This is a genomic window from Prochlorococcus sp. MIT 0801, from assembly GCF_000757865.1.
Taxonomy (GTDB): Bacteria; Cyanobacteriota; Cyanobacteriia; order PCC-6307; family Cyanobiaceae; genus Prochlorococcus_B.
The window spans coordinates 679,720-695,363 of the sequence record NZ_CP007754.1 but is presented as its reverse complement, the minus strand read 5'-3'; the positions used below and the strand labels follow the sequence as shown (position 1 = coordinate 695,363).

Below are 15,644 nucleotides of genomic sequence, written 5' to 3'. Positions count from 1 at the left end.
CGATTAATCAAGAAAAATCACTCCTAACCAAAGCAAAAATACTGCTGGTATCGCCTCAAATTTGTCTGAAGATAATGATCCAGCGTTATCAATAAATGATTGAGCACCACCCATAAATAATGCACCAGATAAAAGTCCAATGCTAAGCAGAATAATGCACCAAATAATAGAAGAAAAGAAAGGCCTACCTCTACGTGACTGACTAATAAATAAGCCTATTGTTGAAACTGAAAGTATTAATTCAACACTTTCAGAAGGTACAATTAAAACAAGTAAAAAAGCCAATATTCCAAGAGCTATCCGTATATTTAAGTCTTGTCCAGAGGGCAACTCTAATTTTGGTAAAAAGTTAGATGTTGAAGCCTCGTTTTTAGGAAGATTTAAATTTTTCAACCTAGTTAGAAGCGAACCAGGTCCTATATCACCAACCTTCTTAGCTTCATTTTCTTTATTTGATGCATTTATTGCCTCATTACTTGCATTACCAAGTTGTCTTGATTTAAGACTTATCATTAGCAACGAATCATAAGCAGCTTCAATTTTTGCTTTAGTAATTTGGTCATCACCCACATCTATTAACTTTTTATCTCTTGCTTCTTGAATAGCATCAAAACTTGCACCCTCATTTATTCCAAGAATCAAATATGGATCTTGTGAGTTTGAATTTGATTGTGAATTGCTACCAGGATCCATAGATTTTGCAAAAAAAGATTTATGAATTCTCTTTAAGATTAGATTTTAATCTACTTTAGAGGGAAACAGGATCAACACCACTAACAACTGGAGCAACTGAGTTTAATTCCATTTCAGGATGATCTTCCTTTAACTGATTAAGATTCCATTCATTTTTAAAAAGCAGTACTGGTCTAAGCCAAGCGTCTTGAACAGTTTTGCAATTAAAAATTCTTCCAACATCCTCTAAAACAGGCCATCCCCCTTTTACCCATCTGGCGACTTGATAACCCATCGGTTCAAGTCTAGTTTCTACTCCATATTCACTAGCAAGTCGATGCTGTACTACCTCAAGCTGAAGCTGACCAACTGCGGCCAGAATTGGATCTCTTTTACTTTGATCTTTATCATAAAGAATTTGGACTGCTCCCTCCTCTCTTAATTCATTTACTCCTTTCCTAAAGTTTTTAAAAGCTGAAGGATTTGGATTTCTTAACCAACTAAATATCTCAGGGCTAAAACACGGGATCCCCTCGAATTCAACTCTAGGTCCTATAAATAACGTATCTCCAATAGAAAACATTCCCGGGTTATTCAAACCAATAACATCCCCAGGATAAGCATCATCAACAACAGCCCTATCTTGACCAAAAATCTTTTGGGGTCTTGAGAGTCTGATTTGTTTACCTGTCCTAGCGTGTTGAACTGTCATATCTTTTTTGAACCTCCCACTACATACACGCACGAAGGCAACTCTATCCCTATGTTTTGGATCCATATTTGCTTGTAATTTAAATACAAATCCACTAAATGATTCTCTTGTAGGAACTACTGGCCCATCAAAGCTATTTCGAGCTACAGGTCCCTGAGATAGCTCAAGAAAATTATCTAAAAATGGCCTAACCCCGAAGTTGGTCATTGCAGATCCAAAAAACACAGGAGTTAATTCGCCAGATAAGATTAATTCTTGATTTAAGTCACAACCAGCCTCATCCAGAATCTCAATCTCTTCAAGTGCTTTTGTCAATAGCTCTTCTTCTACTAAGTTTTTAAGTTCCGGATCATTGATTTCCAACCTTATTTCATTAGATTGCTTCCCCCTTTCCGCTCTAGAAAATAAAACAACTTCTTTGGTTGCTCGCTCAACAACACCTCTAAAAAGCTCACCACTCCCTATTGGCCAATTGACTGCAAAGGTTGACAATCCTAATTCAGACTCAATCTCATCTAATAATTCCAGCGGTTCTTGACCTGGCCTATCCATCTTGTTGATAAATGTAAAAATTGGTATCTGACGCATTCTGCAAACCTCAAAAAGCTTCCTTGTTTGAGGTTCAAGACCTTTCGCTGCATCCTCAAGCATTACAGCATTATCAGCTGCGGCAAGTGTCCTATATGTATCTTCCGAGAAGTCTTGGTGGCCAGGAGTGTCTAATAAATTTATCGTCTTATCTTTATAAGCAAATTGTAAAACAGTTGATGTAATTGATATACCTCTTTGTTTTTCAATCTCCATCCAATCGGAAGTAACTTTTCTCTGTTCTCCTCTTGCTTTTACAGCTCCTGCTTGTTGAATAGCTCCGCCATAAAGTAAAAGTTTTTCTGTCAAAGTAGTTTTCCCTGCATCAGGGTGGGAAATAATCGCAAAATTTCTTCTTTTACTAACCTCCGTACTTAAAGATACAGTTAATTCTTCTTCTAAATTTGGATCTAAATTAGTCTTGTCTTGGGGAGTTGATTTCATTATTGTTTTTGGTTGTTCATTTGTTCAGGGCAAAGATTAAATACACCCAATAATCTCAAAATAAAGCTCATCAACTTGAAGAACCTCTAATTGAGATAACCCTGCATCAATTAGCTGTTGAGTTACTTCATCAACTGTAAATGATGCCTTGAGAGATGCATAAAAATCCTTTTTTAGAATTTCTGGGGAATCTGAAAGATGTTTTTCTTTTATCTCAAATGCTTTTTCTAAAGAAGTAGGCCTTATTAAATCACGATGAATATGAATACATTTGGTTTTACCAAGTTTTTTTAATGCACCCCAAAACCTATAAGGGTCATGAAAATGATGCAAGGCGCTATTACTGACAAGTACATCAGCTCTAAGAGGAAAATGTGTTTCACCTTTGGCTATTGAATTAATTTCAATCAATTGATAAGAGAGATTCTTCGTAAATTTTTTGGAAAGTTTGTTTTCTGCTTCATTCAACATTTCCTTTGAGCCATCAATTCCTACAACGGTTACGAAAGGCCAATTCTTAGCAATTCTCTCTGAAATATTTCCTGGCCCACATGCTATATCAAAAATTAGATCAGTTTTATTGAGAGTTTTTCCTATTTTTTTTAAATATTTGTCAAGCGATTTAATCACCATAGAATCACTCCTAGAGAAATCCGCATCCGCGTAAGCCCTTACCTGCGAGGGGCTTTGCATGAGTTCTGGTTCCGGTGTTCGCTTCATTGCTAAAATAAAGAATTTTCTTTTCCTTGAAGACCCCTGCAGATGGTGTTAAAAAAACTTGCCAACGCTATAGATGGAGTTAATGTAAAACATACAAAAGGGGTACAAAGATTTTGACAATCGCAACAAGCCAGCCCGAAACGAATAATTCAGCATCGGGTAAAAGAAATGTTACAACTGATTTTCCGATAACTGCACCTGCAGCCAATCCTGTCTTTTACAGAACTTATAGCAGGAAACTTCCAGCTGGTCGTGAAAGCTGGGAACAAGTAAATATAAGAAACTTAGATGGTCTAAAGAAGCTTGGGGGACTAAACGAAGCAGAAATAAATTTAATGCAAAGAATGCAACAAGAAAAAAAAGCTCTTCCCTCAGGTAGATGGCTTTGGATAGGGGGGACAGAATGGATTGAAAAAGAGAAGAATTTTTCTGGAGCCTACAATTGCACCTCAACGAATCTTGTTGATTGGCAAGCCTTTGGACTTATGATGGATTTAGCCATGATGGGTTGTGGAACGGGTGCGATAATTGAACCTCACTTGATTGATCAACTGCCAGAGGTTAGAAATAGAATTAATATTGCAAATGTTACAGATATTGGATTAACCCCTTCTGAAGAAAGAAATGAAAAGACTACATTTTCTATTCAAGATAACAATGTACTAATAAAAGTTGGGGATAGTAGACGTGGATGGGTTGATAGCTACCAAAAGATTCTTGAATTAAGCAGTGACAATAGTTTCAATTCTAAAGTTGTTAATGTATCTATTGACTTAAAAGATGTAAGGCCAGCGGGTGAATCACTCAAAGGTTTCGGAGGCATGGCGAACCCTGTAAAACTCAAAGATTTATACCCACGTGTGGCAACTCTTTTGAACAAAGCAGAAGGAAGAAAACTAACTTCAATTGAATGTTGTCTACTTATCGACGAAGCAGCCGTAACAATCGTTGCTGGTAACATCAGACGAAGTGCAGGTATGCGCCAATTTTCTTCGCAAGATTTAGAAGCTGCTGGTGCTAAAGAAAATTTATGGAAGCAAGACTTAAATGGTAATTGGAGTATTGACCCAGAGAAGGATGCATTAAGAATGGCTAACCATACTCGTGTTTACCACACCAAACCTGAATTAGAAGTTCTTGTCGATGCCGTTATTAAGCAATTTCATTCAGGGGAGGGTGCTATTCAATTTGCACCAGAGGCAATTGCCCGCTCAAATGCTGACATACTTTCAACAGTAGAACTCAGGAATGAATTTATAGATATCTATTGTGACCAAGGGAAAGAAGAAGCCTCTAAATGGATTCAATCAAATTATGGTCCATTTGATGATAAAGAACTTTTTCACAGACTCAGTAGATATGGTCTTAATCCTTGCGGAGAAATTCTAGGTTCAGATTTTCACTGTAATCTTGCAGAAATACATCTTAATCAAATTGATCCATTAGACATAAATCAACAAGAAGATGCTTTCAAAGCAGCAGCTTTGTCAGTAGCCTGTCTCCTTAATCATCGATTTGAAGTAGAGCGATACAGAAAAAGTCGCGAATGGGATCCCATTGTTGGGGTCAGTTTCACAGGACTTTTTGACTTTTTTGTTCATGCCTTTGGGACTTCATGGTTAAAATGGTGGGAAGCTGGACGACCTGAGACAAAAGAAGGAAAGGATTTTAAACTCAAAGAGGCTACTTTTTTGAGCCGATGGAGGAAGATCGTCAACGATACAGTTTTTGAGTATTGTGATAGGCATAATATTCGCCGTCCAAGTCGTTGTACGACAGTTCAACCTGCGGGAACAAAAAGTCTTCTAACAGGGGCTTCACCAGGCTGGCATCCTCCAAAAGCTCAGCGTTTTATTAGAAGAATTACTTTTAGGAAGAACGATCCAGTAGCGTTAGCATGCATGGATTATGGATACACAATCGTTCCTTCTCAGTCAGATAAAGATGAAAATGGGAAATTACTAGACAATCCATTTGATCCGAAATGTACTGAGTGGCTAGTTGAAATTCCGACTGAGGTAAGTTGGGCAAACATACCTGGTGCGGATCAAATAGATATCAACAACTTCTCAGCTCTTGCACAATTTGATTTTTATATGCAAGTTCAAACAAACTACACTGACCACAACACTTCTGCCACTATTGAATTTAGAGAAAATGAGATAGAGGGTTTAGCTAAAGCTCTTCATAGCTCTATCAATGAAAATAAAGGTTATATTTCAGCTGCATTGCTGGCCAGGTTTGATGCAAATGCAACCTTCCCTAGACTTCCTTTTGAACCTATTGACGAAGAATGCTATACAAAAATGCACTCAGAGGTAATAAAAAGAAGAGACAATTGTGACTTCTTTGATGCTCTTAGTCGATATGATCAAGGGGAGCTTACTGAAGCAGGTCCAGCAGGTTGCGATTCTGATAAATGCTTACTCCCTCTAGCGAAGCCATCTTAAGAGCAGTCATGCAATCTTGAGTGACGGTATTTTATATCAATCGAGAAAATTTTTTAATTAATAAAAAAGTTTATTTTTCAAAGAAATCTTAAGTTAATTGTCCAAATTAGAAAATTTGGCTAATTATTCAATAGGTATTGTCTTCCCTGAAATTTCAATGACCACGACAAATAAACCATTAAAGATAAGTGGCGCAAGTACTAATGATGCACTAATTGATCAACTGCGAGCTTGTAAAAACCCAGATGAAATTCTCAAATTCGAGAAATGGTTCAATACCAATATTGAATCAGACAAACTTTATAAAAGAATTTGTGAACTAATAAAAAACAGAAGTATCTCTAGAGCATTAGGATCAAAATGGCTCCTAACGCTTATTGAAGATAGAGAAAACACTATAAATAAGTTGTTGGTTCAATAATATTTTATTTAGACCTACTAATCCAAACCGATTTTTATATCCCTTTCAATTTAGAAAGGAAATGGTCCTGTTGCTCCGCTTGAAGCTGTAAAGCCGGAGAGAGCCCAAATACCAAAGGAAAACAGTGCACATCCAATAAAGAACATCAAGTGAGCGACATAACGGTATTTCTCTTTTTGACTAATACCACCCTCCATTGGAAGGTCTCCAAGGAAACGAGATTGTGGGCTCTTGTTGCTTGCCATGAATGTGATTTATCAATCCATGGAATTATTGCACAAATAATCTCATTGACATTTATGCATACAGAGAATCTATAGGTTCTGAAATTTTTAAAGGCTTAAAAGCATCCCATTTGAAACTGAACTAAAGAAAAAGTGATGAAATTCTCGTTTGAGCAATTTTTTTAAGATTTCTGAAGTTAATAAGGTAAAATCAAAAGTGGAGAGTTGGTCGAGTGGTTTATGGCTCTAGTCTTGAAAACTAGCATGGGGGCAACTCCATCGGGGGTTCGAATCCCCCACTCTCCGTTCTATATCGGGGAGTCTGGAGACATTTAACAATACTATTGCCCCTGCTATATAATAAATAAGCCAAAATATTTCATAGATTTATCAAAGAATATTAAAAATGATTTATTTTTTGGGCTACTAAGATAAGTAAATCAAATATTTAATACCTACAAGAACGCCATAATTCTCATGATTCTTTTATTTTTTCGTTATGGTATGACTTTGGTTTTAAAGATTTTTAAGATACTGATCTGATATCAATCAAAGCAACCTAGTAAAAGTTTGAGATTTACTGGATTGCTTTTCTTAAAAGCTCAGGAACCCATACCTTACATAATTAATTCAAAATGAAAGAAGAGCGTTACCTAAAAGACAGAGAAGCAATTGTAAGAGCTGATATTTGGAAAGAGATCACTTCTTCATGCAAAGGGCTTAGGACTGAACTTGGGTATACAAATATCCAAATAGTTGAATTTCTAAAAGAGATAACAAAAACATTTGAAAGAGACCAACTCTGATTCGTGCAGGTCGAAATTGAAATATTGCCTTAAACTTCTATTTTTCTATTTGTTTTAGAGCTTCATCAACACTTTTTATTGCATTCGGAACACTATTTAATGCAGACTTTAATCTCCAAAAGGCTCCTCTAAAAAGTGCACTTGTATCACCCAAACTTTTTAGAAAGTAATTTGGATTTCTTTTATGAGCTCTATCGGCTATTAAGGATGCCTTCCAAGGATTCCAAGAGGCAAGGTTAACTATAGTTCTATAAGCACTTGGCCAAGGATTATTTGGCAACAAAATTTCTAAATTTCTTAAATAAATATCTGCTTCAGAAGGTCTATTCGATAATATTTTAAGAAGTGATAAGGACCATAAAGATTCAACATTTTCGGGGTCTGAACTTATTTTTGATAATGCCTTATCTCTAACAATACTTTGATATTGAAAATGCCCATCAAGCATATGTTCTATTTCTATTTCATCAAAAATCAATTTAATGCCTAATGGACCTTGCTCCATACCCTTGGCTAGTTCAATAAATCTATTATGAAATTCATTTTGCTTAATTGAACTTGAACTTCGCTTCCATAGAGTGTAGCTTCCTTCTTTTTCTCTAGAGAATTTTCTAACTTGTGTGAAAAGAGAACTATCTCTAACTGCTTCATCCAGAGCTAGTGAATTACTTGAAACTGAGCCTTGATCTCCCTCAGCCAAGATAATCCAATTAGAATATTTAAGAACAGGCTCTATATGCAAAAGAGATTGCCCAAGTTGTCTGCCTAAAATATTCCCACCTTGCATTCTTCCAAAATAGCTTACATTATGCTGATTAATATCAGGAGTACTGGGAACGACAATAACTGTTTCTTTTTTATCGAAAGTCTGATCAGATCTAACTGTAGATATAATATCTTTAACAGGATAATATTTACTTGAAATATTTTGTAAGGTGTTAAATTTGCTAATAGAATTGGAAAACAAAAAACTTAAAAAAGGAATCAGGAATAAACCATAAGGGTTGAATTTAAAATAAGTATCTAGCCAGTCACTCCACTTAGTAAATCCAAGGGCTAAAAGTAAGATAATTAACGGGATTGTACATGCTATATATCTTTCATCCTTATTAGGAATGAAAGTTGTAAAGGTCCAGCATGTTATTAAATTAATATAAATCCATGTCCATTTATAATTATTCTTATTAAAAATATCACCTAATCTTGCATTAGCTCTAAAAGATCTTATATATGTTAAGAAGGCAAATAATATTCCTGAAAACCCAAAAAAGAATATTATACTTCCAAATTGATTATCTAAATAAGGAAAGTACCAGAAAATACTTTTGAAACCCAGAATAGAAGGATCACCTTCTATCGCCGCTGATTCAAAAACAGCTCGGTAAGTTCCACTTAATGTCATTATCCAATTATGATAAAACCAAGGTAAAATTGCTAAAATATTGAGAAGAACTAAGCATAAAAATTGCAATCGAAATTTAATATCTCTTTTAAAAGAAATTATAAAAATAAATAATAAAGAAGGTATTATCACCAACAAAGAACTCTGCTTAATCAACAATGAAATTGAGCATGCAAAAGTAGCAATTGTCAATTGAATCCATTTACCTCCAATTGATTTATCACTCCACCTTCCTAGATGAAACAAATAAAATGTAATGGCGGAGATTAAGGGCAACTCCAATACATAATCAGTTCTTAGATGAAATAAGAAAGGAGAACATGCACTGATAACAACACAAAAAAGCCCAAAAAATTTTCCTCTTAAATAAAGTCCCCATGAGGCCATATTAAATAGCAAAAATCCATTCCAAAAACTTAAGGACCAGGCAGCTTGATGAGGAGAATCACCAGCGAAGGCAATTACGGCTCCATTGATTATTGAGGCCAAAGGAGGAATCTTTGGAGATTTATCTAGCAAAGAACTAAAGTCTGAACCTCCATCTTCTCGCAAAAAAGAGAGTTCTCTGGCATGGTCAAGGGCACTATTGAGATAATCAGCCTGATCCCATGACGGAGTATTGCTATAAAAATTCCACCAAATCCGATCTATTATGGTGGAAAGAATCCATATAAATAGTATTGAAATCCAAAAAATATATTTAGAGTGATTAATATTTTTCTTAATAAACATATTGGCTACTAACAGTCCAATGTTTCACTTGTTTTTTTATTAGTAACACTGTTTATCCCATCTGCGATAAGACATAGTTTATTTCTAACATCATTTGCGATCAATACATCAGTAAAATCGGCACCTACAATAATAACGTTTTCAAATTTAGCATTATAAGCAAAAGCACCTTCTAATATGCTATTGGAAAGATTTGCGCCATTAAGTATAGCTGCATCCATTGTTACATCTCTCATATTTGTATTACTTAAATTAGCGTTTTCAAGCTTTGCGTCAAAAAAACTTGCTCCTTGAAGATCACTACCTGAAAAATCTGAATCTTGGAGATCACTTAAATAGAAAGTCGCACCTTTCAAATCGATGTTGGAGAAATCAGCACCTATCAAAGATTGCTTTCCATAGTCTAAAGCTGAATAAGCTGGCAGAGGATAAAAGAAAAACAAAACGGAGCTTACAAAAAAAAGAAGACGTTTAAACATAACTTACTAATGGCTACTAATCATTATATTTTAAGTCAAAAAGGGTCTGACTAACAGATAAATATTTGATTATATATATATTAGAAATAAAGGACTAATACTATAAATCTCTACTAAACCATAAAAATTAATCAAAAGAATTATTAATTAAAGTCCAAATCATAAGATCAATATATAGATCTTAATGATTACATTAAATGATTCAAGAATCATCTAATAAAATATATTCCATGCTAATGGTTTATTAAAGAAAGTGAAAACATAAAAATTAATCAAATTTCCCACCGGTCTAATAACTAACCCTATGATTTAATATATATTTTATATTATCAAAAAATAATTCCCTAAATCCACCAAATTTAAAATATACAAGTTTCAAAAAATGATTAAAAAGCCATACGAAGTCATAATTGTCGGTTCAGGTGCAACCGGAGGGATGGCAGCCTTAACAATGGCTAAAGCTGGAGTAAGAGTACTTGTAATTGAAAGAGGTCCTGAACTAGAGATCAAACAGTCAAACGGAACAGAACCTTGCAATATGATTCGGAGACTTATAGGGGTAACAACTGGAAATTACCAAAATCAACCTCAACATCCCGGGTTCTGGAAATCAAATCCCTTGCTGTACGCAAGCAAAAAAGCAAATCCTTACACCCACCCACCAAAAGCTCCATTCATGTGGACGCAAGGCAATCAAGTTGGTGGAAGAAGCCTTACTTGGGGAGGGATAACCTTAAGATTATCTGACGAAGATTTTGAAGCCTCAAAAGAAAAAGAATACAATCTTGAATGGCCTATTAGTTATAAAGATCTTGAGTCACATTATTCAGAAATTGAGAGTTTTCTTAAAGTATATGGCAACAAAGACGATCTTAATCAACTACCTAATGGTGAATATATAGGCAAACTTCCATTCACAGAGAGTGAATCAAGATTCGCCTCCAGTATAAAAGAAAGTTTAAATCTTCCCTTTATACATTCCAGAGGCTTTGGAGCAAATAAAGATAAAACAAAATGGCCCAGATATAGTAGCTTAGGAAGTACATTAAAAGAAGCAACTAGGCTAGGTAAAATAGAAATACTTTCAAATCATATTGTAGATAAATTAGTATTAAACAAGGATAGAAAGTCTGCAAAAAGTGTCATTGTAGTAAATCAAGAAAATGGAGAGAGAAGTGAATTAGAAAGTAAATTAATAATATTATGTTCATCAACAATCCAAACAATTAGAATTCTATTAAGTTCCGAAGAAAGTAATAATTCAAATGGTCTAATTGACCCCTCTAATTCATTAGGAATGAATTTAATGGATCATATATCAACCTGTAGGTTTTTCACTGTCCCAATCGATAAGAATTTCACTGATCATTCAGATGAACATAATAATAATCATCTTTTAACAGGAGCTGGTAGCTTCTTTATTCCAATCGGTAGAGACCGCTCAACTAAAAAAAACTTTATCGGTGGATATGGCATTTGGGGAGGAATAGATAGATTTGAACCACCAGAGATTTTAAAAAAATATAAAAATACAAAAACCGGATTTCTTATTGGTCACGGAGAAGTACTCCCAAATAAAAAAAACACTGTTTCGCTGTCAAATAGCAAAGATTTATATGGTATTTCGATACCACACATATCAATAGTTTGGCGTAAAAATGAGCAACGAATGGTTTCAGAAATGAACAGAATGATTGAACTTATTATCAATTCTGGAAATGGCAAGATTACTCCAGTGAATGAGATCCTCACCATTCCATTTGCCAAACAAATATTAAGTAAATCAGTTGCTATTAAAAGCGATGCTCCGCCCCCTGGTTACTACATACATGAGGTAGGAGGAGCACCAATGGGAAATGACAAGGAAAAAAGTGTTTTAGACAACTGGAATCGTCTATGGGAATGCAACAATGTATTGGTAGTTGATGGAGCTTGCTGGCCTACTTCATCTTGGCAGAGCCCAACATTAACAATGATGGCAATAACTAAGAGAGCTTGCGAAAAGGCAATTAAAGACTTTAAAGGTTAAAAATATCATTTAAGTATTTTTCAGTAACAGCCCTATCCTCAGAACCATTTTGAAAAAGAAAATTTGCTATGGCTGAGCTAATAAGCTTGGATTGATCCCAATTCTCATTTCCATATATAAAATCCTTCATACCTACATAAAGAGCTTCAGGCACCTCAGCTTCAAGGCTTATAGACATAAGGTCCAAGTCGTTTTCACAATATCCAACCTCATCAGTTTTCATCTCATCAATACGAGCTTCAATTTGATTAAACTCCATCTCTTTTCTTAAAAGCTAAAACACATGAATTAAGGATCTTAAATTTTCTAAAAAACGTCAAAGGTAAAGAAAAGCTGAACTGTAAATCAGAGACAGATGTAGACTCATCTTATATCAGCACTTCTCGAAGGATCATCTGGAATAAATTATTTTTATTCACATAAAGTGTCTAAGTGTAAATTACTATTAAAATATCTATTGAATCCCACAAGTTCATCACGAAAACTAGGGTTTTAGTCTTTTGTAGTGGAAAACTCTTTACTAGCTGTGGAAACCACTTGGGGAAAAGAGCTGAAACTAAACATTAAAAAAATGTATAAATGTCGAGTCCCCTGCGTCGCAAGCAAGAAAGAGACAAATGATTCTCTAATTTAAACCTATTTTTTTAAGATTTGGCTTTTATTTAAAGAGGGAAGCGTGACAGGTCCTAAAGGGTGCTTTGCATGTGGATAAGGAAAATGTTCATGCGCGTGATGATACTCCTTGTTTTCTGAGCGATTGTCTAGACAACCCTCAACATGATCATGATGACTAATCTGTTCATATCCAACCTCACTTTCAAAACCCAATAAATTAGAACGATATTTACATAAAGCACAGTTCATAAAATTCTCTCCATCAAAAACTTCTTGAATTCTTTCCATAAAAGTATCAATTACTAAATCTTGGTCTGACAAGTATCTTGCGTGTAGAAACTTCACATCAGGATTATCATTTGCAACTCTCATAGAGTGTTCTCTAACGCGACTTACTAAGACTCCAGAAAAAAGAAAATAAGGTAAGAGAATTACTCTTTTAAAACCCAATTTGAGAGCATGTCTCAGCCCAGGATCAACGAGAGGAAATGTTACTCCTGAAAAAACAGTTTCTCCCCATCCAAAACCAAATCCCTCAACAAGCATCCTTGTAATCTTACAAACATTTGAATTAGCATCTGGATCGGACGACCCTCTCCCTGCTACGACAAGTAATGTTTCAGAAAGGGGAAGTATTGGATTACTATCAATAATTTCTTTGAGTCTTGCTCCTGCAGCTCCAATCATCAACGAATTCAAACCAAGCTCCCTGCCATATTGAATTTGAAGTCCATTATTAGCGGAGTATTTATTCAAAACCGCAGGAATATCATTTTTAGTATGACCCGCCGCAAATAACATAGCTGGGAGAGCAATTACTCTCTCAACGCCCAATTTTCTAAGCTGATCTAGTGCCTCACTAATTATTGGTCGATTAAATTCTAGGAAACCAAATTCAACTGGGATATCAGGTATTCTAGATTTTATTTTTTTGACTACACTTATAAACTCCTTTACTGCTTGCGGATCTCTACTGCCATGTCCGCACAACAAAATCCCAATATTAGTTGGATATTTATAGTCAATTGATGCAGAGGGAATCAAAATATTTTGGCCAATAATATACTTTAATTGAATATAGTTTTATAAAATACCAACTTAAGAAATTCATTATAGAAAAAGGAGCCGATTATTAGAAATTCCATATCACTACAAAATCAGAATTCCAATGATAGTGATGTCCTTGGGGTTTTTGAAACTGTAAACTCTGAATTATTCCAATCATTGAGATCATCCCAAAAAACTTCCTGTCCATTTTTAGTCTCGAGTGGAGGAACCACAAGTAGAGCCGCCGCAGATAAACATTGGATTTTAGACCTAAGAAAAAACTACCAAAATATATTTTTCGATTTAGACAAAAAGCATGTAGAAATTGAAGGCGGGGTAACGATGGGAAAGTTATGCTCTTTTTTAGAAAATCATAAAAGAAGTTTTCCAATTGGGTTATCTGGAAATACAGGATTGGGATATATTTTGACCGGTGGAATAAGTCCACTCAGTAGGAGCAAAGGATTAGCAATTGATCAAATCTTAGAAATTAAAGGTTTTTGGGGAAATGGAAAAGAGTTTCATTTATTACGACCAAATACGAAAAAAGAAATGACTTATGAATGGAAAGCCCTTTGCGGAGCAGCTATATTTCTTGGCATAATCACACAAGTAAAGTTAAAGACTCAGCCATTAAGACCACTATTAAGTTGGACAGCTAATCTTTCATTTGCTCAGCTAGCTGAATGTATTAATCAAGCCGAAAGTTGGCCTAATTCTCTTAGCTTTCAATGGATATATGGAGACGATATTTTTGCTCATGCAATTGGTGAAATTAAAAATAGTGATGATGAATCGGTATTGATTAAATTATTAGAAAGATTACCCTTCTCTCGAAATAGAATCATTAATAAATTCAAAAATATGAAATCTTTACCTAATTTAAGCCTTGGAAATAATAATAATAATAATAATAATAATAATTTAAATCATTCTGAAGTACTTGGATTATTAGGCCCTGCTTGGCAAGGAAAAAATCAACATGTATTAAAAATCCTTAAAGAATTAATAGATAAAAGGCCGAACAAAAGTTGTTATATAGCTTCTCAACAATTAGGAGGTTTAACACATTTAAATGATCTTGACACTTCATTTATTCATCGTGATGCCATCTGGAAACCTTGGATTAACGGTACTTGGAAAGCCCACGATCAAGCGGAGAGAAAAAGAAGTCTTGGATGGATGAAAGAGTGTTGGAATAATCTAGAATTCATATGCCCTGGGGTTCATCTTGCGCAAATACACCCACATTTAGAATGGCATGAAAAAGAGTTATCATCCGCATTCAAAAATTGGCTCCCAAATTTACAAGAGCTCAAAACAATTTATGATCCAAGGAATATAATGCCTCCATTAAAATAGTCAAATCTTTCAACAAAATATAATCCCTGGTAAATCTAAAAAAGTTAAACACTCAGGCTTACACGTTGATAGCAGAACCACAACCATTGTTGAAATAATAAGTTTCTATGCGATCGCCATGAAGTATTTGATTTGGTAAAATCAAAATTTTCTGGAGGAGGTACATCGCCTCTTTTCTTATCTCTTTTCATCTCAGATTTCAATCTATCTACATTATATTCGGGATGTCCTAAATGTATTAATTGCCTCTGGTCAGGTGTTTCAAAAATTGTGTAGCCTACTTTTTCTCCATGAGCCAATAATCTTAGCTTGCCTTTTTGTTCTGCTTTTTCCATCTCAATATCAGGTAAACCGGCATGCCTACTTTGAGGACAGAAAAACTCATCATCTTGTGTTCCCATTAAAGAATGGCCAGGAACAAGACTTCTCATTGGATATACACCAAAAAGCTTTTTATTAAAAATTTTTTTCTCAACTCCAGCCAGATAAGCCATTGCAAAACCAGCCCAACACAATCCTAGGGTACTTGCACATTTTATCTTTGCTTCCTCAATTAGATTTACTAATTCCTTCCAATAATGAACTTCTTCAAAAGGAAGATGCTCAACAGGTGCACCAGTAATAATCAACCCATCAAGATGAGTTGGAGACATTGCCTCCTCCCAATGAACATATAAGTTTTTCAGATGCTCTAGATCCCAAGTTTTATATGAATGGGATTTTAATCTTATCCATATAGGTTCTATTTGTAGAGGAGAAAGTCCTAAAGGGTGCAATAAATTAAATTCATATTGTTTTCCCAAAGGCATAATATTTAATATCCCAATCCTAAGAGGTCGAATATCCTGTCTTTCTGCTAATTCAGGCTCAATCCATGAAATATGATTTTTTTCTATTGATGAAATTTTGTGATAACTGCGAGGAAGTATTAAGGCCATATC

14 protein-coding genes and 1 tRNA gene are annotated in these 15,644 nt (G+C 34.8%); 6 read left to right on the top strand and 9 right to left on the bottom strand.

Annotated features, from left to right (window positions below; genetic code table 11):
* Window positions 1–3: 3 nt before the first annotated feature.
* Genes EW15_RS03595 through EW15_RS03585 form a run of 3 tightly spaced genes read right to left on the bottom strand, consistent with a single transcriptional unit; the run spans window position 4 to window position 3,136 of the window.
* Window positions 4–693 carry a CPP1-like family protein gene (locus tag EW15_RS03595; protein WP_038652021.1) on the bottom strand — a complete coding sequence of 230 codons (690 nt, stop codon included), beginning with the start codon at window positions 691–693 and terminating at the stop codon, window positions 4–6.
* 55 nt (window positions 694–748) lie between these two features.
* Window positions 749–2,416 carry a peptide chain release factor 3 gene (locus EW15_RS03590; RefSeq protein WP_038652019.1) on the bottom strand — a complete coding sequence of 556 codons (1,668 nt, stop codon included), beginning with the start codon at window positions 2,414–2,416 and terminating at the stop codon, window positions 749–751.
* A 36-nt stretch (window positions 2,417–2,452) separates the two neighbouring features.
* Window positions 2,453–3,136: a trans-aconitate 2-methyltransferase gene (locus EW15_RS03585; RefSeq protein WP_038652017.1), complete on the bottom strand. Its 684-nt coding sequence runs from the start codon at window positions 3,134–3,136 to the stop codon at window positions 2,453–2,455.
* 113 nt (window positions 3,137–3,249) lie between these two features.
* On the opposite strand from EW15_RS03585, the gene nrdJ reads away from it, so the two are divergent.
* Together nrdJ and EW15_RS03575 are read left to right on the top strand one after the other, a co-directional pair.
* Entirely contained in the window at window positions 3,250–5,586 is a 2,337-nt protein-coding gene (nrdJ, locus tag EW15_RS03580) for a ribonucleoside-triphosphate reductase, adenosylcobalamin-dependent (RefSeq protein ID WP_038652015.1), read from the top strand.
* A gap of 97 nt (window positions 5,587–5,683) precedes the next feature.
* Window positions 5,684–6,007, top strand: coding sequence for an RNA recognition motif-containing protein (locus EW15_RS03575; protein ID WP_225866599.1), 324 nt, complete (start codon window positions 5,684–5,686; stop codon window positions 6,005–6,007).
* A gap of 50 nt (window positions 6,008–6,057) precedes the next feature.
* On the opposite strand, the gene EW15_RS03570 is transcribed toward EW15_RS03575, so the two are convergent.
* Window positions 6,058–6,252: a hypothetical protein gene (locus EW15_RS03570; RefSeq protein ID WP_038652013.1), complete on the bottom strand. Its 195-nt coding sequence runs from the start codon at window positions 6,250–6,252 to the stop codon at window positions 6,058–6,060.
* Between the two features lie 198 nt (window positions 6,253–6,450).
* Here EW15_RS03570 and EW15_RS03565 point away from each other — a divergent pair.
* A tRNA-Ser gene (locus tag EW15_RS03565) sits at window positions 6,451–6,537 on the top strand.
* 329 nt (window positions 6,538–6,866) lie between these two features.
* Complete coding sequence (locus tag EW15_RS11025; protein ID WP_011295219.1) at window positions 6,867–7,037, top strand: hypothetical protein; 171 nt, start codon at window positions 6,867–6,869, stop codon at window positions 7,035–7,037.
* Between the two features lie 37 nt (window positions 7,038–7,074).
* On the opposite strand, the gene EW15_RS03560 is transcribed toward EW15_RS11025, so the two are convergent.
* A complete protein-coding gene (locus tag EW15_RS03560; RefSeq protein WP_038652012.1) occupies window positions 7,075–9,171 on the bottom strand; it encodes a glycosyltransferase family 39 protein in 2,097 nt (698 codons plus the stop codon).
* Window positions 9,172–9,179: 8 nt separating this feature from the next.
* Window positions 9,180–9,650: a pentapeptide repeat-containing protein gene (locus EW15_RS03555; protein ID WP_038652011.1), complete on the bottom strand. Its 471-nt coding sequence runs from the start codon at window positions 9,648–9,650 to the stop codon at window positions 9,180–9,182.
* Window positions 9,651–10,032: 382 nt separating this feature from the next.
* Between EW15_RS03555 and EW15_RS03550 the strand changes: the two genes are divergently transcribed.
* Window positions 10,033–11,679, top strand: a complete 1,647-nt coding sequence (locus EW15_RS03550) for a GMC oxidoreductase (protein ID WP_038652010.1) — start codon at window positions 10,033–10,035, stop codon at window positions 11,677–11,679.
* Here EW15_RS03550 and EW15_RS03545 read toward each other — a convergent pair.
* Together EW15_RS03545 and EW15_RS03540 are read right to left on the bottom strand one after the other, a co-directional pair.
* Window positions 11,669–11,938, bottom strand: coding sequence for a DUF2811 domain-containing protein (locus EW15_RS03545; protein ID WP_038652009.1), 270 nt, complete (start codon window positions 11,936–11,938; stop codon window positions 11,669–11,671). The two genes, EW15_RS03550 and EW15_RS03545, sit on opposite strands and share 11 nt — an antisense overlap.
* Window positions 11,939–12,315: 377 nt before the next feature.
* Window positions 12,316–13,338, bottom strand: coding sequence for a sirohydrochlorin chelatase (locus EW15_RS03540; RefSeq protein ID WP_038652008.1), 1,023 nt, complete (start codon window positions 13,336–13,338; stop codon window positions 12,316–12,318).
* A gap of 180 nt (window positions 13,339–13,518) precedes the next feature.
* On the opposite strand from EW15_RS03540, the gene EW15_RS03535 reads away from it, so the two are divergent.
* Window positions 13,519–14,703, top strand: a complete 1,185-nt coding sequence (locus EW15_RS03535) for an FAD-binding protein (RefSeq protein ID WP_052041164.1) — start codon at window positions 13,519–13,521, stop codon at window positions 14,701–14,703.
* A 44-nt stretch (window positions 14,704–14,747) separates the two neighbouring features.
* Here EW15_RS03535 and EW15_RS03530 read toward each other — a convergent pair whose 3' ends face one another.
* Entirely contained in the window at window positions 14,748–15,641 is an 894-nt protein-coding gene (locus tag EW15_RS03530; RefSeq protein WP_038652004.1) for a homoserine O-succinyltransferase, read from the bottom strand.
* Window positions 15,642–15,644 lie beyond the last annotated feature (3 nt).